The 24,601-nt window shown below is 63.5% G+C and carries 18 protein-coding genes, 1 tRNA gene and 1 pseudogene; 12 read left to right on the plus strand and 8 right to left on the minus strand.

Annotation, left to right across the window (positions count from 1 at the left end):
- Nucleotides 1-29: 29 nt before the first annotated feature.
- From AR689_RS03840 to AR689_RS03850, 3 genes are all read right to left on the minus strand, one after another.
- On the minus strand, nt 30-500 hold the full coding sequence (locus AR689_RS03840) for a hypothetical protein (protein ID WP_156424525.1): 471 nt from the start codon (nt 498-500) through the stop codon (nt 30-32).
- Between the two features lie 156 nt (nt 501-656).
- The gene (locus AR689_RS03845) at nt 657-2,489 is read right to left on the minus strand and encodes an AMP-dependent synthetase/ligase (protein WP_062067044.1); all 1,833 of its coding nucleotides are present in this window, start codon (nt 2,487-2,489) and stop codon (nt 657-659) included.
- 13 nt (nt 2,490-2,502) lie between these two features.
- The gene (locus AR689_RS03850) at nt 2,503-4,173 is read right to left on the minus strand and encodes a dolichyl-phosphate-mannose--protein mannosyltransferase (RefSeq protein ID WP_502686009.1); all 1,671 of its coding nucleotides are present in this window, start codon (nt 4,171-4,173) and stop codon (nt 2,503-2,505) included.
- A gap of 382 nt (nt 4,174-4,555) precedes the next feature.
- On the opposite strand from AR689_RS03850, the gene rsmI reads away from it, so the two are divergent.
- Complete coding sequence (gene rsmI / locus AR689_RS03855; RefSeq protein ID WP_197412824.1) at nt 4,556-5,425, plus strand: 16S rRNA (cytidine(1402)-2'-O)-methyltransferase; 870 nt, start codon at nt 4,556-4,558, stop codon at nt 5,423-5,425.
- A 159-nt stretch (nt 5,426-5,584) separates the two neighbouring features.
- A complete protein-coding gene (locus tag AR689_RS03860) occupies nt 5,585-7,066 on the plus strand; it encodes an NAD-dependent succinate-semialdehyde dehydrogenase (RefSeq protein WP_062067050.1) in 1,482 nt (493 codons plus the stop codon).
- 127 nt (nt 7,067-7,193) lie between these two features.
- On the opposite strand, the gene AR689_RS03865 is transcribed toward AR689_RS03860, so the two are convergent.
- Genes AR689_RS03865 through AR689_RS03875 form a run of 3 tightly spaced genes read right to left on the minus strand, consistent with a single transcriptional unit; the run spans nt 7,194 to nt 12,230 of the window.
- Nucleotides 7,194-9,689, minus strand: a complete 2,496-nt coding sequence (locus AR689_RS03865; RefSeq protein ID WP_062067053.1) for a transglutaminase TgpA family protein — start codon at nt 9,687-9,689, stop codon at nt 7,194-7,196.
- Complete coding sequence (locus AR689_RS03870) at nt 9,686-11,128, minus strand: DUF58 domain-containing protein (RefSeq protein ID WP_062067056.1); 1,443 nt, start codon at nt 11,126-11,128, stop codon at nt 9,686-9,688. The genes AR689_RS03865 and AR689_RS03870 overlap by 4 nt, the downstream gene beginning before the upstream one ends.
- Before the next feature lie 13 nt (nt 11,129-11,141).
- Nucleotides 11,142-12,230 (minus strand): AAA family ATPase, encoded by a 1,089-nt coding sequence (locus tag AR689_RS03875; protein WP_062067060.1) that lies wholly within the window; start codon nt 12,228-12,230, stop codon nt 11,142-11,144.
- Between the two features lie 197 nt (nt 12,231-12,427).
- On the opposite strand from AR689_RS03875, the gene AR689_RS03880 reads away from it, so the two are divergent.
- The 5 genes from AR689_RS03880 (at nt 12,428) to AR689_RS03900 (ending at nt 18,555) form a co-directional block, all read left to right on the plus strand.
- Nucleotides 12,428-13,324, plus strand: a complete 897-nt coding sequence (locus AR689_RS03880) for a TatD family hydrolase (protein WP_062067063.1) — start codon at nt 12,428-12,430, stop codon at nt 13,322-13,324.
- A gap of 291 nt (nt 13,325-13,615) precedes the next feature.
- Nucleotides 13,616-14,779, plus strand: coding sequence for a resuscitation-promoting factor (locus tag AR689_RS03885; protein WP_062067066.1), 1,164 nt, complete (start codon nt 13,616-13,618; stop codon nt 14,777-14,779).
- Between the two features lie 26 nt (nt 14,780-14,805).
- On the plus strand, nt 14,806-15,687 hold the full coding sequence (gene rsmA / locus AR689_RS03890) for a 16S rRNA (adenine(1518)-N(6)/adenine(1519)-N(6))-dimethyltransferase RsmA (RefSeq protein WP_062067069.1): 882 nt from the start codon (nt 14,806-14,808) through the stop codon (nt 15,685-15,687).
- Nucleotides 15,684-16,676 (plus strand): 4-(cytidine 5'-diphospho)-2-C-methyl-D-erythritol kinase, encoded by a 993-nt coding sequence (locus tag AR689_RS03895; RefSeq protein WP_062067072.1) that lies wholly within the window; start codon nt 15,684-15,686, stop codon nt 16,674-16,676. Before rsmA ends, AR689_RS03895 begins: the two co-directional genes overlap by 4 nt.
- A gap of 46 nt (nt 16,677-16,722) precedes the next feature.
- On the plus strand, nt 16,723-18,555 hold the full coding sequence (locus AR689_RS03900) for an ABC-F family ATP-binding cassette domain-containing protein (RefSeq protein WP_062067073.1): 1,833 nt from the start codon (nt 16,723-16,725) through the stop codon (nt 18,553-18,555).
- Between the two features lie 235 nt (nt 18,556-18,790).
- Here AR689_RS03900 and AR689_RS03905 read toward each other — a convergent pair.
- Both AR689_RS03905 and AR689_RS03910 read right to left on the minus strand, forming a co-directional pair.
- Nucleotides 18,791-19,190: pseudogene (locus AR689_RS03905) on the minus strand (VOC family protein).
- Between the two features lie 197 nt (nt 19,191-19,387).
- Nucleotides 19,388-19,987 carry a TetR/AcrR family transcriptional regulator gene (locus AR689_RS03910; protein ID WP_062068578.1) on the minus strand — a complete coding sequence of 200 codons (600 nt, stop codon included), beginning with the start codon at nt 19,985-19,987 and terminating at the stop codon, nt 19,388-19,390.
- 289 nt (nt 19,988-20,276) lie between these two features.
- Here AR689_RS03910 and AR689_RS03915 point away from each other — a divergent pair.
- The 5 genes from AR689_RS03915 to pth all read left to right on the plus strand — a co-directional run bounded on the left by AR689_RS03915 (nt 20,277) and on the right by pth (nt 24,549).
- Nucleotides 20,277-20,348: transfer RNA gene (locus AR689_RS03915), tRNA-Gln, on the plus strand.
- 123 nt (nt 20,349-20,471) lie between these two features.
- On the plus strand, nt 20,472-21,965 hold the full coding sequence (gene glmU / locus AR689_RS03920; RefSeq protein WP_062067076.1) for a bifunctional UDP-N-acetylglucosamine diphosphorylase/glucosamine-1-phosphate N-acetyltransferase GlmU: 1,494 nt from the start codon (nt 20,472-20,474) through the stop codon (nt 21,963-21,965).
- A 2-nt stretch (nt 21,966-21,967) separates the two neighbouring features.
- A complete protein-coding gene (locus tag AR689_RS03925) occupies nt 21,968-22,948 on the plus strand; it encodes a ribose-phosphate diphosphokinase (RefSeq protein WP_011774071.1) in 981 nt (326 codons plus the stop codon).
- A gap of 320 nt (nt 22,949-23,268) precedes the next feature.
- A complete protein-coding gene (locus AR689_RS03930) occupies nt 23,269-23,844 on the plus strand; it encodes a 50S ribosomal protein L25/general stress protein Ctc (protein WP_062067078.1) in 576 nt (191 codons plus the stop codon).
- A gap of 120 nt (nt 23,845-23,964) precedes the next feature.
- Nucleotides 23,965-24,549: an aminoacyl-tRNA hydrolase gene (gene pth, locus AR689_RS03935; protein ID WP_062067081.1), complete on the plus strand. Its 585-nt coding sequence runs from the start codon at nt 23,965-23,967 to the stop codon at nt 24,547-24,549.
- The last annotated feature ends 52 nt before the right edge of the window (nt 24,550-24,601 follow it).

Raw genomic sequence — 24,601 nt, forward strand, 5'->3', positions numbered from 1 at the left:
GGTTTGTGGGACAAAGCGCCTCTGCTCTTTTAGCTGGCTGACGCGGTAAGAAGCCTGATGAGGGTTTCGGGTTTGTCAGCGCTGGCTACGACGGTCTTGCCGTTCTTCATTTCGATATTGATCTCGGGACCGCCGACGAGGTAAGCGACCATGCCGGGCCCCATGTATCGAAATCCGTAGCCGCTGGGACCGGCCGCGTTGTCGGTGGTCACCGTTGCGATGTCATCCCTGGGCAACGTCCGTTTGAAGATGTCGCAGAAGGCGATCATGACGTTGTGCTGGTCGACCTTGACGGTGACTGTCATTAACGCGATGAATGAACCAGCTGTGGTGGTGACCAGCGGTACGAAGAGCACCTCGGGCGTGTTCTTCAGGATGGCCAGAACGAACAGCACAGGGCCGAGCGCAACCATCGCATAACCCACAATCCGCGGTACCAAGGTAGCCCGGACACGTGAATAGTAAAGCGCCGGTGTTGGTAGGCCTGATGGTGTTGCCATGAGTTCCCCCTTGAACGTGTGGTTCGTGAGGGCAACGCTACGGGCCGCACACGGACCCCTAGATAAGGGAACAGCGAATTAGGTGGCGATATGGACCTAATTAGGTGCTGAATTGATAGGGCTAGGTGGTGCTTTAGGGCGGCCTAGGTGGAGCCGCTACTTCTCGTACAGCTTTTCCACTGCCGCTGAGAAGTCGCTGAGCACCGCGGCCCGCTTCAGTTTCAGTGACGGCGTCAGGTGCCCGGACTCGACGCTGAGCTCGGCCGTGATGAAGGCGAACTTCTTGATGGATTCAGCAGCTGAGACGAGCTTGTTGGCCTCGTCCACTGCAGACTGAACGGCTGCCTTCACCCGGTCATCGGACGCGGCTTCCTCGGGGGAGAGGACCCCCACCTTGTTCTCGGCGCACCAGTCCGTGAGCCCCTCAGGGTCCAGGCCGAGCAATGCGGCGACGAACGGCCGGCCATCGCCCACAACCACTGCCTGTCCCACCAAGGGGTGTTCGCGCAGCTTCTCCTCCAAGGGAGCCGGCGCCACGTTCTTGCCTCCGGCGGTTACGAGGAGGTCCTTCTTGCGGCCGGTGATGGTGAGGAAACCGTCGGCGTCGAGTTCGCCCACATCGCCGGTGCGGAAGAACCCGTCAACGAAGGCAGCCCGGGTGGCCTCGTCATTGTTGTGATAGCCCTTGAAGACACCAATGCCCTTGACCAGCACCTCCCCGTCCTGGGCCACTCTGATGGTGGTTCCCGGCAGGGGAATCCCCACGGTGCCGATCCTGGACATGCTGGGTGTATTGACGGTGCAGGGCGCGGTGGTCTCCGTCAACCCATAGCCCTCAAGAACCGGAATGCCCGCTCCGTGGAAAAAGTGGTTATCCCGGAGGCTGAGGGGACTGGCACCGGAAACTGTGTAGCCTACGTCGCCGCCGAACAGTTCCCTTACCTTGGGGTAGAGGAGCTTGTTGAACGTGGAGTGCTTCAGGCCCAGGAGCCAGCCCGGACCTGGCCCCTCGCCACGGGCGGCGAGGTCCACCGCCGTCGAATATTGCACGGCGGTGGCCGAAGCTGCTGTGAAGAGGGCGGACTTACCGCTCATGGCCGCTTTGTGGTTGGCCCCGGCGTAAACCTTCTCGAAAATCCGGGGCACGGCGAGCAGGAAAGTTGGCTTGAAAGATCCCAGGTCTGCCATCAGTCCACTGGCCCCGGCGCTATGACCCAGGGTGATGCCGGCAGTCAGGCAGACAACCTGGACCGCCCGGGCGAGGACGTGCGCCAAGGGCAGGAACATCAGCGTCCGGGCACCTTCCTTCATGAGGAGCTCGGGGAGGAACGGGATGACGTTCCGTGCCACGAGGACAAAGTTGCCGTGGGTGATTTCGCACCCCTTGGGCTTGCCGGTTGTTCCGGAGGTGTAGACGATTGAGGCGACGCTGGCCAGGTTCGCTGCGCTGCGCTGGCGCTCCAGTTCGTTGTCCATGACGCCGATCCCGACGGCGGAGACGCTGGTCAGGTTGGGTGCGTCGCCGTCGTGCTCCATCCGGATGATGGTCACGGGGTCCTCGCCCAGAACGGCGGAGTTCTCCACCAGTGCATGGACGAGATCAGCTTTGCCGGAGTCCTCCACAAAGATGCGCCGGGCTCCCGAATCGGCAAGGATCCATTCGATCTGGCTTGCCGATGACGTCTCATAAATGGGGACGGTGACCCCGCCGGCCATCCAGATGGCGAAGTCCACCAGCGTCCATTCAAAGCTTGAGTGGGACAAAACAGCCACAGGATCGCCGGTGCTGAGCCCGCCCGCGATCAAGCCCTTGGCCAGGGCCGTGACATCGGCAAGGAACCTCGCAGCGGAGACGTTCAGCCAACCGTTCGCCGTCTTGTGCGCGTAAAGATTACCGAACGGATCCTTGTGGCAGCGTTCCAGGAGGAGGTCCGTCACGTTGGAGTTCGGGTCCGCCTCGACCAGAAGTTCCGTGCTTGCTTCCCTCACTGCTTGCCTCCTCCTAGATCCACGACGGCATCCACATTCTCATCCGCCACTCCTGGTAACTGATGACCTCCGCCGTGAGCACCGGATAGAAGAATGCCGTTGCCAGCACCGCCAACACCAGGATGAGGGCCACTATGTAGAGGCCGGATCGTCGCCGCCAGACGGGGTCGCTGCTGCGCCCCAGCACCAACCCCAACACATATGTCAGGCCGAGAACCAGGAACGGTTCGAAGGACACGGCGTAGAAGATGAACATGGTGCGTTCCGGGTACATGAACCACGGAAGGTATCCGGCAGCGACACCCGCAAGGATGGCACCGGCGCGCCAGTCGCGGCGGCCGGCCCACCAGAACAACAGGATCACCAAGGCAATGGTTCCGCCCCACCAGACCACCGGATTTCCCACTGGCAGGATGGCCGAGGAACACGTCTCAACCACGCAGCCGGGAGTGCCCTGTTTGGGGGTCTGGTAGAAAAACGAAGTGGGACGGCCCATGATGAGCCAGGTCCAGGGGCTGGACTCATACGGATGGTCCGAGCTGAGTCCCTGATGGAATTTGTACGCTTCAAGGTGGTAATGCGCCAGCGAGCGTACGGAGTTGGGAAGCCAATCCCAGCCAGGGGCGGGGTTGGTGGCAGCCCACTGCCGGTAGTAGGCGTCCTTCGAGAGGAACCAGCCTGTCCACGTGGCCACGTACGTGACGGCAGCGAGCGGAATGATGGTCACGAATGCGGGGAGGCCGTCCTTGATGATGCCGGCGCTGAACCAGCTCCGGATGCCTGCAATGCGCCGGGCGCTCAGGTCCCACAGCACAGTCATGATCCCGAAGGCAGCCACGAAGAACAGCGCAGACCATTTGGTCCCTACAGCGAGGCCAAGGCAAAGACCTGCAACCAGTCGCCACCACCGCATGCCAAGCCACGGGCCGGCCACCAGCTGGGTGGGTGTTGGGCGGCCTCCTGGCGACGCAGCGGCCTGCGCGGCGAGCCGTGAAGCCAGACGACGGCGGCCGTCGTCGCGGTCCATTAACAAGGCGCCGAAGGCGGCCAGGATCCACAGGGCCAGGAACACGTCCAGCAAGGACGTCCGGGAAAGCACCAGGTGGTGGCCGTCAATGGCCAGCAGGAGACCGGCAACGGCCCCGAGGGTGTGTGAGCGGAACAGCTTCAGTGCGATGAGCGAGACCAGGAAGACCGTCACCGTGCCTGCCAAAGCTGCGCTGAACCGCCAGCCGAAGGGGTTGTCTCCACCGAACAGCCACATCCCGAACGCGATCATCCATTTGCCCACCGGTGGGTGGACAACGTACTCGGGAGTGTTGAGGAGTACATTCGGGTTGCCGGCGATGAAGGAGTCGTTGGCGTTGGCCGGCCAACTGCGTTCATAGCCGCTCACCACATAGGAGTATGCGTCCTTGACGTAGTAGGTTTCGTCGAAAACCAGGCTGTGCGGGGTATCAAGCCGGAAGAAGCGGAGAATGCCGCCCAGGATTGCCGTAAGGGTAGGGATCAGCCAGAACCACAGCCGCAAGGACGCAGGGTAGTCCCGCCAGCTTTGGGTTGCGCCGATCAGACGTTCCTTCAGCGCTTGGACGGTGTACGCCTCGGATGGCCGTGCGATCCAACGGTGCCCTTCCAAACCGCGGCCAGGCGAAACCCGGCCGGTCAAACCGCCGGTGGGCAGCTCACGACCGGGCAGCTCGCGGCCCGGCAGCTCACGACCGGGCAGGAATCCATCGGTGCGGTCATCGGCGGCATCCAGTGGTGTGGCCCCCGTGGAGGCCGCCCTTCGCCGGGCCCGTGACGTGCCCGCGGGTGTCGTTGTGTCCGACTGCCCACTGCCCTCAGCTGCCTCGGTGTCTCCAGGTTCCGGGCTCGCTGGGGACGCTGCCGGCGATCCGGAAGCGGTGGCAGGAACGGGTGACTGGTTCACCCGCCTATGCTACCTTTCCATCCTTGCTGTATCCCTGAACCCCGCGGCTGCATCCTTGAACCCTGCTCGGTATTAGGCTTGACAGGTGGACGAACAACGCGGCACCCCTGACGAAGCTCCCTTCAACGACGACCTGGAAGAGGCTCCTTCTGCTTCAGGCGCGGCCCCCGGCGTGGGCAGGATTGTGCTTGCGGCAACACCCATCGGCAACGTCGGCGACGCTTCAGCGCGTCTGATCGAACTCCTTGGCACCTCTGACATCGTGGCCGCGGAGGACACCCGGCGTTTGCACCGGCTGGTAACAGCCCTCGGTGTCGACGTCACCGGACGCGTCATCAGCTACCACGAGCACAATGAGGTAGCCAAGACTGGTGAGCTGCTGGACCACGTCCGCGCGGGCAAAACCATCCTGATGGTCAGCGACGCCGGAATGCCTGCGGTTTCGGACCCCGGGTTCCGCCTGGTGGAGGGCGCGGTTGCTGCCGGACTAACAGTTACTGCCGTTCCCGGCCCCTCCGCGGTGCTGACGGCGCTGGCGCTGTCAGGTCTGCCGACCGACCGCTTCTGCTTTGAAGGATTCCTGCCGCGAAAGTCGGGGGACCGGAATTCACGTCTGGCAGACCTCTCCGGCGAACGCCGCACCATGGTTTTCTTCGAGGCCCCGCACAGGCTCGAAGTGATGTTGCGGGCGCTGCATGAGCGCTTCGGGGCCGAGCGCCGCGTAGCGGTCTGCCGTGAGCTCACCAAGACCTACGAAGAAGTCATCCGGGGCACCCTGCGTGAACTGCTGGAGTGGGCAGAAAACAACGAGGTCCGCGGGGAGATCGCCGTGGTAGTGGGCGGTGCACCCGAACAGGAACCCGGGAAGCCTGAAGACCACGTCGCCGCGGTCAACGAGCTCATATCCCAAGGCATCCGACTGAAGGAGGCCGTGGCGGCAGTGGCCGAGGAAGCCCGGGTCAGCAAGCGCGAGCTCTACTCGGCGGTGCTCGCAGCGCGGTAACCCCACTGTGCACCTGCACAAATCGGCGGCCGTGAGGCAGTGCGTGAAGGCGTAGACACTGCTTCTCGCGGGGCAGTACCGTGGCAGTAATTCAAGCCACTTCCGGCAACGAACCCCCGTGGTGCAATTCTCCAATGCACCCAAGACGAAGGAGTCGCCATGACTGTCACGGTTGAACGCGAAAGCGAACTGCTGGCTTCCGTCCCTACCGGCCTGCTGATCAACGGTCAGTGGCGTCCGGCTGGTTCCGGAAAGACCTTTGATGTTGAGGACCCGGCAACGGGCAAGGTCCTGCTCACCATCTCCGACGCCGGTGCTGAAGACGGCGCTGCCGCCCTCGACGCCGCTGCTGCCGCGCAGGCCGATTGGGCCCGCACCGCACCGCGCGAACGCGGCGAGATCCTGCGCCGCGCTTTCGAGCTGGTCACCGAGCGTGCCGAAGACTTCGCACTGCTGATGACCCTGGAAATGGGCAAGCCCCTCGCCGAAGCCCGTGGTGAAGTCACCTACGGTGCCGAGTTCCTGCGCTGGTTCTCCGAGGAAGCCGTCCGCGTGTCCGGCCGTTACTCGGCAGCTCCGGATGGCAAGAACCGCCTTCTGGTGCAGAAGAAGCCGGTGGGTCCGTGCCTGCTGATCACCCCGTGGAACTTCCCGCTGGCCATGGCTACCCGCAAGATCGCCCCCGCTGTGGCTGCCGGCTGCACCATGGTCCTCAAGCCCGCCAACCTGACCCCGCTGACCAGCCTGCTGTTCGCCCAGGTCATGCAGGAAGCCGGCCTTCCCGCAGGTGTCCTGAACGTCATCCAGACCTCCACCGCCGGCGCCGTGACGGGCCCGCTGATCAAGGATGACCGTCTCCGTAAGATCTCCTTCACCGGTTCCACCCCGGTGGGCCAGGCCCTGATCCGCGAAGCCGCGGACAAGGTCCTGCGCACCTCCATGGAGCTCGGTGGTAACGCCCCGTTCGTGGTCTTCGAAGACGCCGACCTGGACAAGGCCGTTGAAGGCGCCATCGCCGCGAAGATGCGCAACATGGGCGAGGCCTGCACCGCAGCGAACCGCTTCATTGTGCACGAGTCCATCGCGGACTCCTTCGCGGAGAAGTTCGCCGCCAAGATCGGTGCCCTGACCACCGCCCGCGGTACCGAGCCCGAATCCAAGGTGGGCCCGTTGATCGACGGCAAGGCCCGCGATGGCGTTCACGCCCTGGTGTCCGAAGCTGTAGCAGGAGGTGCCACCGCCGTCACCGGTGGTGCCGCCGTCGAGGGCCCCGGCTACTTCTACCAGCCCACCGTGCTGAAGAACGTTGCCGCCGATGCCCGCATCCTGCAGGAAGAAATCTTCGGACCGGTAGCGCCCATCATCACCTTCTCCACCGAAGATGACGCCGTCCGCCTGGCCAACAACACCGAATACGGCCTGGTTGCCTATGTCTTCACCAAGGACCTCAACCGTGGCCTGCGGATCAGCGAGCGGATCGAGACGGGCATGCTCGGCCTCAACGCCGGCGTGATCTCCAACGCCGCCGCACCGTTCGGTGGCGTCAAGCAGTCCGGCCTGGGCCGCGAAGGCGGTTCCGAAGGCATCGAAGAGTACCTCTACACCCAGTACGTAGGTATCGCGGACCCGTACGCCGACTAGGCAGGACTGGATCCGGTTCGCCGCTCTCGCAACAAGAACGGCTGACAAACACAGGGGCCCGGCCCCGGAACCACAAGTTCCGGCGTCGGGCCCTTTGCTGTCTGTACCCCCATCAGCGGTCCTGAGGCTAGCGACGCTGGGGGAGCAGCCCCTTGAGCCTGCGCCAGGTCGTCGCCATGGCCCGCACTGTCGCCTTGCCCAACCTTCCGACGGCCCGGAACGGGGCGCCGAGTGCGTGGACCCAGCGGCGCATCATGGATGGCGGCAACCAGTCAGCGCGGAAGCGGACCAGCCAGCGGGCGTTGTTGCGCAACGACTCGCGGATGACCGCCACGCGGGTGGCCGCTGCCGGTGCCGAGGCAGCCGAACGGCCGTACCGCTGCCGTTCGAAGTCCGAGGTGAGGGACGCGACTGCCTCATGCGCGGCGTCGTCGAGTCCTCCAGTGAGACCAAGCGCGGAACTGGAGCGCAACCGGGCGGAGAAATGCCGCGGCGTCTCGCTGGGCTTTGACGGTACGCCGTAGTCGGTGGCGAGATCCTGCAACTCCGCCCACGCCAGTTCAGGGGCAGGATCCCTATAGCCGGTGAGTTCGGGATCGTCCGGAGGCTTCTGGTTGAGCCGGCGACGCCGGAGAATCGTTCTGCTCAGCCTCGGCGACCACAGGAAACCGGCAAGCACCAAGACCCCGGCCGCACCGGCACTGATGGCCGGCCACGGGTTCACGGCCGCGGAACCGACGGCGGGCGTCTCCAAGCCGGGGAGCGGCACGGCAGGTGCCGGGGCGGGGGCAGGAGTGGTGAGGACCTCTTTCTCATCGGCATTGGTGCTGAGGTTGCTTGGTACTGAACTCTCCGTAGCGTAATCGGGAGTGAAACCACGGGACGGCGTGGGCTCGAAGGGAACCCAACCCAAGCCCTCGAAATACAACTCAGGCCACGCGTGCGCATCCCGGGCGTCCACCTCATACTCAGGAAAAGAACCCTGCCCCACCAAGGCCACAGACTCGCCCGTGAGTCGGCCGGGCGCGTAACCCACAGCAATCCTGCTGGGGATGCCTTCAGCCCGCGCCATGACCGCCATGGCGGAGGAGAAGTGGACGCAATAGCCGCTCTTCACAGCGAGGAAGTCAGCCAGGACCGAGAGGCCATTGCCGTCATAGCCGTTCTGAACGGGAGCCTGAAGGGAGTAGGTGAACTCGCCCGAACGCAGGTACTTCTGGATGGCCAGCGCCTTGGCGTAGTTGCTGCCAGCGGACGCCGTCACAGTATCGGCCGTTTGCCGCACGATGTCCGGAAGGTTCCCCGGGATCCTCAGAAAGTCTTCTGAAATGCCCTGCGGAACGGCAGTGGCCTGGGACAAGGACTGTGCCGTGATCTTAGGGGCTGCAGAGAAAACCACATACCGTTGCGCACGGGTGGTGGTCTCGGTGCTCATGATGCTCAACGTGGTTGGATCCCAGGTCCACCGTCCGTTCAGGCCGTTCACCGAAGCCGGGGCAAAGGGGGCTGGAAGATAAGGGCTGGAAAACAGGCCCGCATTGACCGAGGTGACTGCGTTGACCACCTCGCCTTGGACCGCATATCCGGTCTCGAGCCTGTCCACGCCCGCCCTGCGCCCGGCTGCTCGATCATCGGGGGCCCAGGTTTCGCCGTCGAAGTTGTCAATGGTCACGGATCTTAGGTACAAGGGAGCGCTGGCACTGGTGGCATACGTGATGCGGCCCGAACCGGTGGGGCTGCGGAGGCTGTTGCCCAGGGTGATCATGGGATTGAGCCCATTGGAAGTTCCCCATGGGCTCAGCCGGGAGCCCTGCGGAAAGGTACCGGTATCGAAGCCGGGAATCACCAGGGGGACGGTCATGGTCAGGGCCAGCGCCAGGCCTCCTGTCACTACCGAGCGCCTGAATTGTCCGGCACCCCGTCCCGAACCGGACTGCAGCCTGGCGTCCGGGGCGAACCAGTGGCTGCACCCGAGGATGAGCAGGTAGCCCACCGCCGCGCCGATGAACCCGGCGATCCCCACGCTTTGGGGTTTGATGGTGGCCGGGACCACCATCACCGCCAGGAGGCCAATGCCGCTGGCGGCCGGCATGGACAACGGAACGGCGAGGGCATCGATCAAGATCACCAGGAGGCCCAGGCAGGCGCACATGACAAAGACGATCCCTGCGTTGGGTGCAACAGGCGCGCTCTCGGACACCACCGTCTCCGCGGCCCGCTTGATAAGGCGTCCGACGGCGGTGAAGGTTCCGCTGGTGGGAATGAATCCCGCCAGGCTTTCCTGACGGCAGAAAATGAAGCTAAGAACACCGGCCAAAGAGGCAAAGGACGCCAGCGTGGCGAGCAGGGGCTGGGCACGGAGCGCCCGGAGCACAGCAAGCGTCAGCGCAACCACCACCACGGTGGTGCTCAGCGGCATGAACCAGGCCCAACCCCGAAGGACGCCATTCAGCGACAAGGCAGCGCCAAGAACAGCCACGGCAATGGATCCCGCCATGGCCCACGGATAGGGCCCGGCTCCCGGGTTTTTCGGGCGGGGTGATGGTCCGGACGGTCGAGGTGCGGACCCGCCGTCGGGTTGGGCCGGCGCGTTGGGGGAGCCGCGGTGGGACGTGGCAGTCATCGGGGCACCGCCGCTCCACGACGGACATCCATGGCCGCATCGGCTGCAGCTACGATCCCGCCCCCATCAAAGGCTGACCAGGCTGCAGTCAAGAGAGTCTTTGAGGTGACAGCGGCCGCTCTCCAGCCTGCCAGGCGCAGAATCTCCAAGACGTCGTCATTGTTCCGTGAAGCATCGGTCACCACCAAGGCGAAGGCATTGGCTCCGTACCCGGCCGCGGGAGCAAGCGCCCGGGCCTCCGCGAGAGTCAGGTTGCCCACCATGGCCAGCAGGGGGCCACGCAGGCGATGCGCCGAAAGTTTGTCCATCAAACGGTCGTTGAAGGGAGAATCCGTGGTCTCTGCTGCTGGAGAGGGGGAGCTTTCTGTGTAGTTTGCGTGCTCGATCCGGTGGTGTTCCGCCCTGATGTGCTTGGGGCCGCTGAGCTCCACGGCAGCCAGTGCCTCGGCGATTGCCTGAAGACCGCCCGCGCCCTGGAACTCCTCAGCATCCGGATCCGTGGCGGACCGCGAACGGTGGAACGCCGGTCCGCCGAATGAGTCAAGGAGCCTCAGGGAGTAATTTCGTTCTGCCAAGTGTGCGGCGATGGACATCGCTGCCGTGACAATCCACTCAAAGTTGGGACTGGTCACCAAATCCGAGTCTTCGTCGCGGCCGCCGAACACGGACCCGTTTCCGGCGGCAAACGCGGAGAACCTCTGGTCAAGGATGAGGGTGGCTTCCGGTGTGGTCACCGACTCTTCCTGACGAACCATGAGCTGGCCATGCCGGGCGGTAGCGGCCCAGTGAACGCGGCGCATAGGGTCACCGTGCCTGTACTCACGGGTCATGATGTCGTCATCGCTGGGATTGGCCCGGATGCGGGTGGCCGTCACGCCATCGTTGCCGCGCGCACCGGCGAGGCCGGTGACGGGAAGTTCGACGGCGGCAGGCGTCACAGTGAGGATGTCGCCGTCGTCAATGGCGTGCCTGCGTAACGACAAGCCGAACGGGTCACTGAACTCAGCCGTGACCGGACCAATCCTGAACTGTCCCCGCTTGCCCGAGCGAAGATGATATTCATAGCGGCTGGTGCCTCCGGACGCTGATCTGGCCGGAAAACGGAAAGCGGGAGGCTCCCCGAAACGAGGAGGCAACTGCTCCTCCATGATGACCTGCCCCGTGGCATACGAAGAACGGGCAACAGCCAGGCGAACAGTGGTGGTGCTTGCGGTCTCCACCGTGGACGGATTGAACTCCCTGTACACCTGGAACTTGGGTTTGAGCACCCTGACACCGGCAAGTGCAACCAAGGGAAGCAGAATCAGCAAAACGGCCAAGGACAGGAGATCGCGCCGGCCCATGACGTAGGCGCACCCCAGCGAGAGCGCCCCGGCTGCCAGGAGACCCCAGCCGCGGTTGGTGAACAAGTGCTTGGGAAGCCGATCCATGAGCGCCATGAGGGCACGTCTCCTAAACGCTGTTCCTGTCCCTGCGCCATGCGCCGGGCGGTTCCTGGGCAACGGGCAGGGAAGCGAAAATGCCCCGGAGAATGCTTTGCGGTGTATCGCCCGAGCTCGCGGCCTTGCGGTCCAGAATGATCCGGTGGGCCAGCACCGACTCTGCCACGTCCACCACGTCATCCGGGAGGACAAAATCCCGGCCATCCAATGCCGCTGTGGCTTTGGCCGCACGCAACAATTGGAGCAAGGACCGTGGGCTCGCACCGAGGCGGAGGCGGGCGCTGTCCCGGGTGGCCCGTCCAATGGCCACCGTGTACTCCTTGATGGCCGTGGAAACGTAGACCTGCTGGACGGTGGCGATCATGGCAGCAACATCGGCGGCCGTCACCACAGGAGTGACCTTCACCAGCGGCGATGACGCCTGGTGGGTTTCCAACATCTCGATCTCGGCATCCTTGTCCGGGTAGCCCATGGAGATTCGCGCCATGAAACGGTCACGCTGGGCTTCAGGGAGCGGATATGTGCCTTCCATTTCGATGGGGTTCTGCGTGGCCACCACCATGAAGGGCGAACCCAGCTGGTACGAGTGGCCGTCCACGGTCACCTGGTGCTCCTCCATGCATTCAAGGAGCGCTGATTGGGTTTTGGCCGAAGCGCGGTTGATTTCATCGCCGATAACAATATTCGCGAACACGGCGCCGGGGCGGAACTCGAATTGCCGGGAAGACTGGTTGTAGATGGACACACCGGTCACATCGGACGGCAGCAAATCCGGGGTGAACTGGATTCGCGACACCGTACAGTCCACACTCCGCGCCAGTGTCTTTGCCAGCAGGGTCTTGCCCACACCCGGGACGTCCTCCAAGAGAAGGTGACCTTGGGCCAGAAGAACAGTCAGAGCAAGCTTTGCCGCATCGGCTTTTCCGTCAATGACCTGATTGATGGAACCCAAGATGCGCTCGCTGGCGTCATGGAACCGCTCCGCGTCCATGACGTGCGGCCTATGCCCGTTGAGTCCCGCGCCATCCCGTGGCAGGGGGCTGTACGCCTCGCCCTGGACGGGAGAGGGTTCAACGGTGACTTGTCGCTTGGACTCCATGAATCGCCCTTCAGCCGTGGCCTAGGCAACAGCAATTTTCGCGTAACGCTGGTGGTGTTGGCCGCTTGTCCGTTCCAGACTACCCAGACAATGGCCGCCGCTGACATAGCGCTCCCGAATTTATGTGACATGTGGAATTCAAGGCGGGCTCGTTTCTCGTTGCCCAAGCAGGACCGCGGTCCGATTAAGGTGGAAGCATGTGCAATTCCCTCGCCCCCGCACCCTACAGGGCGCCAACCGGTGCAACAGAAGAAAAAGAACCGCGGCGGCAATACCCGCCAGCGCCGGAGCCACTCCCCGTAGCGGTCATGGATAACCACACTCACCTGGACTTCAGGCACGGCCTGCTGGAGGTTTCGGTCCGGGATGCGATGGACTCCGCCGAAGCGGTGGGCGTGCAGGGAGCCGTCCAGGTTGGATGCGATCTCGAATCGTCCCGATTCACAGTGCAGGCCGTGGAAGCTGATCCCAGGCTGCTCGGCGCTGTGGCCATCCACCCCAACGATGCCCCCGAATACGCGGCCCGTGGAGAGCTGGAATCCGCGCTCGCCGAGATCGAGGAGCTGGCCGGCCATCCCCGGATCCGGGCCATCGGTGAGACAGGACTGGATTTCTTCCGGACTCATGGCGAGGGACTGGCACATCAGCGGTACTCCTTCCGACGCCACATTGACATCGCGAAACGGCTTGGCCTGACGCTCCAGATTCACGACCGCGACGCCCACGACGACGTCGTGCAGGTGCTGCAGGAAGAGGGTGCTCCGGAAAGGGTGGTCTTCCACTGCTTCTCCGGAGATGAAGAGCTCGCCAGGATCTGCAACCGGAATGGTTGGTACATGTCCTTCGCCGGCACCATGACGTTCAAGAACGCAGGAAATCTCCGTGCCGCCCTGGCCATCGCCGAGCCAAGCAGGATTCTGGTGGAAACGGATTCGCCCTTCCTCACGCCGCATCCCCACCGGGGAAGGCCGAACGCCAGCTACATGGTTCCCTACACGGTCCGGTCCATGGCGGACGTGACAGGAAATGACTTGTCTGAACTTTGTTCGCGATTGGCCGAAAACACTCTGAATGCGTACGGATCTTGGGCTTAAGCGGGCTCATACGACTCCGCCGCCAGGGTCATGCCTGGATACCCGGTATGCATGTTACTTGGTCCGTTTATAACGGATCGGTTACTGTGTTAAACAAATAGCCGGGGTCGGGGAAGGCCTTCGGACGCATGTTCCGGTTCATTCCGGTGCAAACAGTTCAATGTTTTTTGGCGGCGCAGATGCCGGCAGCAAGTGTGGGACCAGGCGTATCGCTTGGCCCCTGCGTTATGCCGTCGGCATTACTTTTGCGCTTTTCCCCGTGCCCGGACGGTCTGAGAGTAATGGGCGATCGTGATCAAGTTCTTCACAACGGATGGCAAGTTCAGCTTCCTCAAAGTAGGTACCCAGTTGCTGGTAGTTGCAGCACTGGTGGTTGGTGTTGTGGCCTTTGTGGGCAACAACAAGACCGTCACCCTCAACGTGGACGGCAAAGTGAGCTCCATCCAGACCTTTGGCGGCACCGTTGACCAAGTGGTCAAGGCAGCCAAAGTCGAGTTGAAGGACGCGGATCGCGTTTCCCCCGCGCTGGACGCGAAGGTCGACAACGGCTCCGTAGTTAACATCAATCTCGCCAAGGCCGTGTCCATCGAGCTCGACGGCGCCCGGAAAACTGTGAACACCACAGCCCCTGACGTTGCTGGACTGGTGAGTGAACTCGGCGTGGCAAGCTCCTCCGAAATCTCCCAGCCCAAGGAAGCCTCCTTGGAAGTGACGGGCTCGTTCGTCTCCATTTCCACTCCCAAGACCATCAGCGTCGTAGCTGACGGCAAGGACACCAGCACCACCACGACGGCGACCGACGTCGCCACCGTGCTCAAGGACACTGGAATCACTGTGGGTACCAACGACCACATCTCCCAGCCCGGCAATGCGCCCATCGTCCAGGACATGGTGATCAAGGTCTCCCGCGTGGACACCAGCAAGACAGCCGAAGCCACAGAAGAAGTTCCCTTCGAAAGCGTCAAGAGCGACAGTGCCGAGCTCTTCAAGGGCGAAGAGAAAGTCACCCAGAAAGGCGTGGCAGGATCCTTGGTCAAGACGTTCAAGCTGGTGCTCGTAGACGGCCGTGAAGCCTCCCGCACCCTCGTATCCAGCAACGTTGCCACGCAGCCGGTGGCCGAGAAGATCAGCGTGGGCACCAAGGCCCGTCCCGTCGCCACTCCCGCACCGAAGGCAGCAGCCGCAGCCCCCGCAGCCAGCGGTCCCACGGGCGCCCCGAACGAAGCCATGTGGGACAGGATCGCGCAGTGCGAATCAGGCGGAAACTGGTCCATCAACACCGGCAACGGGTACTACGGTGGACTGCAGTTCTCCAGCCCCACGTGGCTGGCAAACGGTGGCGGAGCCTACGCTCCCAACGCCAGCCTGGCCAGCAAAGCACAGCAGATTGACATCGCCAACCGCCTCTACGCAAAGAACGGCCTCAGCGACTGGGGCTGCGCCCACGCGGCCTGACTCGGCACAGGCGATACGATACCTAGGTGACTGAACCGAATTCCGAACCCGCCGCCGTCGCGCCTTTGATGGGTGCCACAGATATCCGACGGCTCGCCGAGGAAATCGGTGTACGCCCCACGAAAACCCTGGGGCAGAACTTTGTGATCGACGGCAACACCATTCGCAGGATTGTGTCCGCCGCAAACATCGCCGACGGCGAGACCGTGCTGGAGGTAGGCCCAGGCCTCGGCTCCCTCACGCTCGGCTTGCTGGACGCGGCCAAGGCGGTGGTCGCCGTCGAAATCGACCCCGTGCTTGCGCAAAAGCTGCCGGAGACCGTGCGTGCCTGGCGGCCCGGGGCGGAAGAGAACTTCCACCTGGTGCTCTCCGACGCCATGAAGGTCACCGAACTGCCGCTACCTCCCACCGCTTTGGTGGCCAACCTGCCCTATAACGTGGCCGTGCCGGTGGTGCTTCACCTGCTGCAGCATTTCCCCAGCCTTCAGCACGGCCTGGTCATGGTGCAGGATGAGGTCGCTGACCGCCTTGCCGCCACCCCGGGCTCCAAGATCTACGGTGTCCCGTCGGTCAAGGCCGCTTGGTACGGACACATGCGAAAAGCCGGCGTGATCGGGATGAACGTGTTCTGGCCTGCCCCGAAAATCCACTCCGGCCTGGTGGCCTTCACCCGGCACGAGCCCCCGGTAACGCATGCAACCCGCGAACAGGTCTTCGCCGTCATCGATGCTGCCTTCGCGCAACGGCGCAAGACCCTGCGCGCCGCACTCGCTGGCTGGGCGGGAAGCGCATCCGAAGCTGAGCGGTGCCTTGTAGCCGCCGGTGTTGACCCCACAGCGCGTGGCGAGGTCCTGGACATCAACGCCTACGTCAAGATCGCCGAAGCCCGCCACCCCGTGGACGCATGAACCCGGGCAGCCGTAAACCCAGCAGCCTCCCGTTCGTGGGGGACCGCTTCCATGCCCGCACGGTTCGCGTCAAAGCCCCCGGCAAGGTCAACGTTTCCCTGAGCGTGGGACCGTTGCGCCCGGACGGTTACCACTCTGTTGCCAGCGTGTACCTGGCCGTTTCCCTGTACGAGGAAGTGGCCGCCACCAGCACAGAGGCTGAAGGAATCACCATCAGCATCAGCCCGGACAGCACGCTGGACCTGGACGGAGTGGACATCCCCCTGGACGAGCGTAATCTCGCCTACAAGGCTGCAGCCATCATGGCTGAAATGTCCGAAAAGCCAACGGGTGTGCACTTGGAGATCACCAAACGTGTTCCCGTGGCCGGTGGAATGGGCGGCGGTTCTGCCGATGCCGCAGCCACCCTGTTGGCGTGCGACGCACTCTGGAACAGCGGCCTCTCACGCGAGGAACTCGCGCATCTGGCGGCCGAACTTGGCGCGGACGTTCCGTTTTCGCTCCTGGGCGGCACCGCCGTCGGGCTTGGTGTGGGAGACAAACTCTCGCCCGCACTGGCCAAAGCACAGATGGACTGGGTGCTGGTTTTTGCCGACTATGGTTTGTCCACCCCTGATGTTTTCCGCACGCTGGACGGTCTCAGGGACTCGGAAGCAGTTGAGATTCCTGAACCCGTTGATGTGGACCCCACCATTCTCCAAGCCCTGCGCAACGGAGATCCTGAGACCCTCAGCCGGGTGCTGATCAACGACCTGCAGCGGGCTTCCATTACCCTGGCTCCCGGACTTCGCGACACCATTGGACTGGGTGAAGCGCGCGGCGCGCTGGCCGGGATGGTGTCCGGTTCGGGCCCCACCATCGCGTTGCTGGCCAGGGATTCTGTGTCCGCCAGCGTCCTTGCCGAGGAGTTGACCCACCGCGGTCACACCGCATTGGCTGTTCACGGCCCTGTGCCAGGCGCCCGGATCATCTCCGATACCCTCCTGTAATACGTCTTTAGTACCTCCGCATTCCAGCAGTAGAAAGTAGCACCCATTGGCCCACCTGCTTGGCGGCGAAAACCTCACCGTTTCGTTCGCGACCCGCACTGTCCTCGACGGCGTCACCCTTGGCTTGGAGGACGGCGACCGCATTGGGATGGTGGGCCGCAACGGCGACGGTAAGTCGACCCTCATGCGCCTGCTTGCCCTGCGCTCGACGCCCGACTCCGGACGCGTCACCAAACGCGGTGACGTCAACGTCGGTTACCTGGACCAAGGCGACGTTCTCGACGGCGACCTGACAGTGGGAGCTGCGATCGTCGGCGACCGCGCAGACCACGAATGGGCCGCCAACGCCAAAATCCGCGAAGTCATGGGCGGACTGGTAGGCGACGTTGACTGGCACGCCAACGTCCATGCCCTCTCCGGTGGGCAGAAACGCCGTGTAGCGCTGGCCAAGCTCCTCATCGAAGACCACGACGTCATCATGCTGGACGAACCAACCAACCACCTCGACGTCGAGGGCGTCGCCTGGCTGGCCCGCCACCTGAAAACGCGCTGGCGCGCCAACCAAGGCGCCTTCCTGGTGGTCACCCACGACCGCTGGTTCCTTGACGAAGTCTGCAACTACACCTGGGAAGTCCACGACGCCATGGTGGACATGTTCGACGGCGGGTACGCCGCCTACGTTTTGGCCCGCGCCGAGCGGGACCGGATGGCCTCCGTCGTGGAAAGCAAACGTCAGCAACTGGTCAAGAAGGAATTGGCATGGCTCAGGCGCGGCGCTCCGGCCCGAACCGCCAAACCCAAGTTCCGTATCGAAGCCGCGAACGACCTCATTGCCGACGTGCCGGATCCCCGCGACTCCGTGGCGCTGAGCAAAATGGCTACGGCACGCCTGGGCAAGGACGTGCTGGACCTCGAAAACGTGACGCTGGACTTCCTTGACGGAGCTGAGGGACAGAAGCTGTTCGACAACATTACTCTTCGGCTTGCACCGGGCGAAAGGCTCGGCCTGGTGGGCGTCAACGGGGCCGGAAAGTCCACCCTGCTGAAGCTGCTGAACGGTCAAATCCAGCCCAGCTCAGGCAAGGTCAAACGCGGCAAGACAGTAGTCACCGCCGTGCTCACCCAGGACGTCAAAGAGCTCGACGACGTCTCCGACCTGCGCGTCATCGAGGTCATCGAACGCGAAAAGCGGTCCTTCAACGTGGGCGGCAAGGAATTCACCGCAGGCCAGCTCGTGGAACAACTCGGGTTCACCAAGGAAAAGCAGTGGACCCCTGTTTCGGACCTCTCCGGTGGTGAGCGTCGGCGCCTCCAGCTCCTGCGGCTGCTGGTAGGGGAGCCCAACGTCCTCATGCTCGACGAACCCACCAACGACCTCGATACCGACACCCTTGCCGCCGTCGAAGACGTCCTGGATGGTTGGCCGGGAACGCTGGTGGTGGTCAGCCACGACCGTTACCTGCTGGAGCGTGTCACCGACAACCAAATGGCCTTGCTCGGCGACGGCAAACTCCGTGGCCTGCCCGGCGGCGTGGATCAGTACCTTGAACTGCGTGAAGCCGCACTGGCTTCGGGCGCAGTCCGCAGTGGCCAAAGTGCCCCGACGGCGGCCACGGGTTCCTCCGCGTCAGGTGCCGTTACCTCCGGTGCCAGCGAAGCGGAAAAGCGTGAAGCGCGGAAGGACCTCAACAGGATCGACCGCCAGCTCGGCAAGATCTCCCAGCAGGAAGAAAAGCTCCACACCCAGATGGCTGCGAAGTCCGAATCCGGGGACTTCGACGCTTTAGGGGAGCTCAACGCCAAACTGCGGGAATTGCTTGAGGAAAAAGAGGGCCTGGAGCTGGAATGGCTGGAGGCCGCCGAAACCCTGGGGGAGTAGGGCGGGGCTGGCTACACCGTGCGCGCGCTGGCAGTCGGCACAGCCGCACGCATCCTCCGCGTGCTGGCTCGTTCTTCGCCTTGACGCACGCTTCCGGATGCCTGCCGCCGATTACCAGCGCTCTCTCACATCCCTAGGGTTTCGGGCCAACCCTCGTGCACATCCCTCGGGTTTGGGGCGAACCCTCGTGCACATCCCTCGGGTTTGGGGCGAACCCTCGTGCACATCCCTCGGGTTACTGGGCTGGTTCGTAGCCTATGAGCCAGTGGAGTCCGTGTCGGTCCACTACCCGGCCATCTGATGCGCCCCACGGTTTTGGTGCGAGCGGGTCCACGGTCCGGCCCCCGTCGGCGAGCTTGTCGAACCACTCGTGGAGAACACGTGGTTCGGCTGCTCCCAGCAAAGACAACATGGCGCCTTCCATGGCCACCGATTTTTCGCCACCCGCAGTGTCAGATCCCCCCAGTGAAACCGGCCCACTCAGGACCCCGCGCGATCGCATCGAGCGGCCCGTCAGTCCGGCTGAACTCAGCATAGGTGTACAAGGAAAGTTCCCCGCCGAAAATCTCCGCGTAGAAGCCGAGCGCCTCACGCGCCGTCCCGGGGAAGCTGACATAGAGCTGCGGTGCCGTCATGACTACATCCTACAAATCATCAAGCACGTTGGATGTGAGAGACGGTTGGGCTCAAGGGCGTGGGATGTGAGAGACGGTTGGGCTCAAGCACGTGGGATGTGAGAGACGGTTGGGCTCAAGCACGTGGGATGTGAGAGAGCGTTGTGACGGGCACCCGGCAGCCACACCGCCAATGCGGCCACACCGCGGGAATAGGCCTACTCTTCGCTGCGGAGCCCGGGCTCTTTTTGCAACCCCGTCAGCCCGTTCCACGCCAGGTTCACCAGATGCGCTGCAACGGCCCGCTTGTCCGGAGTGCGGCTGTCGAGCCACCATTGGCCGGTCATGGCCACCATTCCAACGAGCATCTGGGCGTACATGGCTCCATCGGCCGCGCTGAACCCCCTGCGCGCGAACTCGTCGGAGAGCAGGTGTTCCACTCGGGCAGTGACGTGGGAGAGCAGCGTGGAGAAGGCGCCCTCGGGCTGCGAGGGCGGAGCGTCACGCATGAGGATCCGGAATCCGTCCGTGCGGTCTTCGATGTACCCCAAGAGGGCCAGTGCCGCTCTTTCCACCAGCACCCGGGGTTTGGCTTCAGTACTGAGGGCCTCGGTGATGGAGTCCAGGAGAATATGGAACTCAGTCTCCACGACCCGCCGGTAAAGGCCTTCCTTGGATCCGAAGTGCTCGTAGATCACGGGTTTGGAAACACCGGCGGAGGCGGCGATTTCCTCAATGGTGGTGCCGTCCAATCCACGGGCCGCGAAGAGGGCGCGTCCGACGCCGATGAGCTGAGACCTACGCTGCTGACCGGTCATCCGTACCCGCACTGCGGGTACGTTGGTGACGTGCTCCGCGGGCTCGGGCGCGGCCGACGGGCGGGGGAGGTCAGTGCGGTTGCTCACGTGACCATCATGCCCTAATCGGCCTTTGGAGGGGCTGATGCGCAGGCCTGCGGAGGGCGAAAGGGTGAGGCGCGGAGCGAGCTCGGGGCGGTCAAGTCGCGAAGGACGTGGTGGTCATGGCAAACTAGATTCTTGTGTGTGCATCCCGGTGATCCGGGAAACCCTCCGGGCCGCAAGATTCGGGGGACGAAAGCATGCGCGGTCCGCTCTGGTGTAATGGCAGCACCCCGGCCTTTGGAGCCGTGGAGTATAGGTTCGAATCCTATGGGCGGAACGGTCGGAAAATGCGCTCCTTCTCTGTACCTGTAGCGGCTCTCATGGTGCCTGGGTCCATTGTTGGATGGCGGCATTCCGAAGCCGGGTTACCCGGGACATACCGAGCAAGGAGAGCCAGTACGTGAGCCCCGAAACCATCGGTCCCGCGGCGGTGATTGTTCTGGCCGCAGGTGCCGGAACGCGCATGAAGTCGCGGACTCCCAAGATCCTCCACGAAATCGGTGGCCGCTCCATGGTTGGGCACGCACTACTTGCCGCCCGTGCCATCCACCCTCTGAAGCTGGCCTTGGTTGTCCGGCACGAGCGGGACCGTGTGGCCGAGCACGTCTCAGCTCTTGATCCGGAAGCGCTGATTGTTGACCAGGACGAGGTTCCCGGTACCGGCCGCGCAGTGGAAGCTGCGCTCAACGCCTTGGATGCCGACGCCGAGCTTTCCGGCACCGTGGTAGTCACCTACGGCGATGTCCCGCTGCTCACCGGCCAGCTTCTTGGCGAACTGGTGGCAACGCACGAGGCTGAAGGCAACGCTGTTACGGTCCTGACCGCCGTGTTGGACGACGCAACCGGGTACGGCCGTATCCTGCGCGCCGAAGACGGCACCGTCACCGGTATTCGCGAGCATAAGGATGCCAGTGACACCGAGCGCGCCATCCGCGAGGTCAACTCCGGTATCTACGCTTTCGACGCCGCTGTTTTGCGGACCGCACTGACGAAGGTCACCACGGATAACGCGCAGGGCGAGATGTATCTGACTGACGTCCTCGGGTTGGCTCGTGACGCCGGCGGACGGGTGGCCGCCGTCGTGACTGACGACCGTTGGCAGGTTGAGGGTGCCAATGACCGCATCCAGCTGTCCGCGTTGGGTGCCGAACACAACCGCCGCATCATCGAGTCCTGGATGCGCGCAGGGGTAACTGTGGTGGACCCCGCCACCACGTGGATCGACTCCACCGTCACCCTCGAAGAAGACGTCCGCTTGCTGCCCAACACCCAACTGCACGGTGCCACCACTGTGGCGCGCGACGCCGTCGTGGGTCCGGACACCACCCTGACTGACGTCAAGGTGGGTGAGGGCGCCAAGGTGATCCGCACGCACGGCTCCGGCGCCACCATCGGGGCGAAGGCCAGTGTTGGACCGTTCACGTACCTTCGCCCTGGCACGGTCCTTGGCGAGACCGGCAAGATCGGCGCGTTCTACGAAACAAAGAACGTCACCATAGGCCGTGGCTCCAAGCTGTCCCACTTGGGCTACGCCGGCGACGCCGAGATCGGCGAAGACACCAACATCGGTTGCGGCAACATCACCGCCAACTACGACGGCGAGAAGAAGCACCGCACGGTGATCGGCTCGGGCGTCCGCACAGGTTCCAACACGGTCTTCGTGGCTCCTGTGACGGTTGGCGACGGCGCCTACAGCGGCGCCGGTGCCGTCATCCGCAAGGATGTTCCCGCGGGAGCGTTGGCCCTCAGCCTGGCCGCGCAGCGGAACGCTGAAGGTTGGGTCCTGGCCAACCGTCCGGGCACCGACTCCGCAAAGCTGGCTGAGGCCGCGCACGAGTTGACGCCCGCCTCCACATCCTCACAATCCCCGGCAACCACAGAAGAGGGCAAATAGGCATGAGCGAAATTACCGCACACGGCGAGAAGAAACTGATTCTCGCCGCCGGAAGGGCGCATCCGGAGCTGGCGCAGGAAATCGCGAAGGAGCTGGAGACCGAGCTCCTGCCCATCGACGCCTACGACTTCGCCAACGGGGAAATCTACGTCCGTTCGGCTGAAAGCGTGCGAGGCACCGATGCCTTCGTCATCCAGGCCCACCCGGCTCCGTTGAACAACTGGCTGATGGAGCAGTTGATCATGATCGACTCCCTTAAGCGCGCCTCCGCCAAGAGGATCACGGTTGTTTCCCCGTTCTACCCCTACTCCCGCCAGGACAAGAAAGGCCGCGGCCGCGAGCCCATCTCCGCCCGCCTGGTCGCCGACCTTTACAAGACTGCCGGCGCGGACCGCATCATGTCCGTTGATCTGCACACCTCGCAGATCCAGGGCTTCTTCGACGGCCCCGTTGACCACTTGATGGCCATCCCGCTGCTGGCTGACTACATCCGCACCAAGGTGGAAGCCGACAACATCACCGTGGTTTCCCCTGACACCGGCCGCGTCCGGGTTGCAGAGCAGTGGGCCGAGCGCCTGGGCGGTGCCCCGCTCGCTTTCGTCCACAAGAGCCGTGACCTCACCGTGCCGAACCAGGCCGTTTCCAAGACCGTTGTTGGCCAGGTTGAGGGCCGCACCTGCGTCCTGATCGATGACATGATCGACACCGGTGGAACCATTTCCGGCGCCGTCCAGGTCCTGAAGAATGCCGGAGCCAAGGACGTCATCATCGCCTGCACTCACGCCGTCTTCTCCGATCCCGCCGCGCAGCGCCTCGCGGATTCCGGTGCCCGTGAAGTGGTTGTCACCAACACGCTGCCCATTCCGGCAGAGAAGCGCTTCCCGTCGCTGACGGTGTTGTCGATCGCCCCCTTGATCGCGCGCGCCATCCGCGAAGTGTTCGACGACGGTTCGGTCACCAGCCTGTTCGACGGCAAAGCATAACGCCGGACTGCTGATTTTGAGCGGGCCATCCGCCGCCTTTCGGCGTGCGGGTGGCCCGTTTTCTTTGGCCGTTTTCAGAAAGAGCGCAGAGCGCTGCTAAACTCTTGGGGATACCTTGGCGAGGGAGAGCACATCCGGTTCGCATTTTGTGGACCAGGGTTGCGGGTCTCCGTTATCGACTGGGTCTGCATCTCCTTCAACACAGGCGGAACGGCTGCTCTCAGGCCGATCTCAGCCGGGCGTAGAAGGTCTCCAGACCTCCGCCCTTGCTGATACACCAGCCCGGACTTTCCGGGTGCCACAGTAATCAAGGAGTACACATGTCTGAGCAGAAGCTCACCGCAGAACTGCGCACCGAGTTCGGCAAGGGTTTTGCCCGCCGTGCACGCATGGCCGGCCAGATCCCGGCAGTCATTTACGGTCACGGCGCAGAGCCCATCCACATCAACCTGCCGGGCAAGGCCACCACGCTCGCAGTGCGCGTTTCCAACGCCCTCCTGGCAATCGACGTCGACGGCGAGCAGCACCTGACGCTCGTCAAGGACATCCAGCGCGATCCCGTAAAGCAGATCATTGAGCACGTTGACCTGCAGACCGTTAAGGCCGGCGAGAAGGTTACCGTCGATATCGCCATCCACGTTTCCGGCGAAGTTGCTCCGGGTGCTGTTGCCAGCCTCGAAGCCACCACGGTTTCCCTTGAGGCTGAAGCAACCCACGTTCCCACCGCCGTCGAGGTCACCATTGAAGGCCTGAAGGCCGGCGAGAACATCCACGCTTCCGACCTCGTCCTGCCGAAGGGTTCCACCCTGCTCACCGAAGGCGACACTCTGGTGGTCCGCATCGCTGAAGCCGCCAGCTCGGAAGAAGAAGAGACCACGGAAGATGCTGCCGAGTAGTCTTCTGACTGCTTGAGGCTTCCGCCTTCGAGTGGCCGGGCACCCCTTGGGTCCCGGCCACTTTCTTCATTACCGCCCCTGCTTCCTGCTGAATCCAAGCACGCTACCTAGGATGAAACCATGACTGACACCTGGCTGATTGTCGGCCTCGGCAACCCCGGCAGTGAGTACAGCAATAATCGGCACAACATTGGCCAGATGGTGCTGGATGAACTGGCCTCGCGCATGGGTGGGAAGTTCAAGGTCCACAAAGCCCTCGCCCAAGTGGTGGAGGGACGGCTGGGTATCGGGGGTCCCCGTGTGGTGCTGGCCAAGCCCATGACATATATGAACCTCAGCGGCGGACCCGTGGCAGGGCTGTGCAACTTCTTCGACATCGCGCCGGACCACGTCATCGCCGTCCACGACGAGATTGACATTCCTTTTAACACAGTCAAGCTAAAAATCGGCGGCGGCGAGGGCGGTCATAACGGCCTCCGGGACATCTCCAAAGCACTTACCACCAAGGATTACCTGCGCGTCAGAGTAGGGGTGGGCCGGCCGCCGGGACGCATGGAAACGGCCGACTACGTGCTCCGGGATTTTGCCACCGCAGAGAAAAAGGAGTTGCCATTCCTCCTGGACGAGGCCGCTGACGCCGTGGAACTGCTGATGGACCAAGGCCTGCTCGCTGCGCAACAGAAACACCACCCCGCCAAAGCTTGAGCAAATCTTGAGGAAAGACTGATGAAAGACTGACAGTCCCGAGGACCTTTAG

Source organism: Arthrobacter sp. EpRS71, assembly GCF_001512285.1.
Lineage (GTDB): Bacteria > Actinomycetota > Actinomycetes > Actinomycetales > Micrococcaceae > Arthrobacter.

Excerpts from the sequence above, each read along its gene's own strand:
- AR689_RS03840 (WP_156424525.1), bottom strand. The coding sequence starts at position 500 with ATGGCAACACCATCAGGCCTACCAACACCGGCGCTTTACTATTCACGT.
- AR689_RS03860 (WP_062067050.1), top strand. The coding sequence starts at position 5,585 with ATGACTGTCACGGTTGAACGCGAAAGCGAACTGCTGGCTTCCGTCCCT.
- AR689_RS03865 (WP_062067053.1), bottom strand. The coding sequence starts at position 9,689 with ATGACTGCCACGTCCCACCGCGGCTCCCCCAACGCGCCGGCCCAACCC.
- AR689_RS03870 (WP_062067056.1), bottom strand. The coding sequence starts at position 11,128 with ATGGCGCTCATGGATCGGCTTCCCAAGCACTTGTTCACCAACCGCGGC.
- AR689_RS03875 (WP_062067060.1), bottom strand. The coding sequence starts at position 12,230 with ATGGAGTCCAAGCGACAAGTCACCGTTGAACCCTCTCCCGTCCAGGGC.
- AR689_RS03880 (WP_062067063.1), top strand. The coding sequence starts at position 12,428 with ATGTGCAATTCCCTCGCCCCCGCACCCTACAGGGCGCCAACCGGTGCA.
- AR689_RS03895 (WP_062067072.1), top strand. The coding sequence starts at position 15,684 with ATGAACCCGGGCAGCCGTAAACCCAGCAGCCTCCCGTTCGTGGGGGAC.
- AR689_RS03910 (WP_062068578.1), bottom strand. The coding sequence starts at position 19,987 with ATGACCGGTCAGCAGCGTAGGTCTCAGCTCATCGGCGTCGGACGCGCC.
- AR689_RS03925 (WP_011774071.1), top strand. The coding sequence starts at position 21,968 with ATGAGCGAAATTACCGCACACGGCGAGAAGAAACTGATTCTCGCCGCC.
- AR689_RS03930 (WP_062067078.1), top strand. The coding sequence starts at position 23,269 with ATGTCTGAGCAGAAGCTCACCGCAGAACTGCGCACCGAGTTCGGCAAG.
- pth (WP_062067081.1), top strand. The coding sequence starts at position 23,965 with ATGACTGACACCTGGCTGATTGTCGGCCTCGGCAACCCCGGCAGTGAG.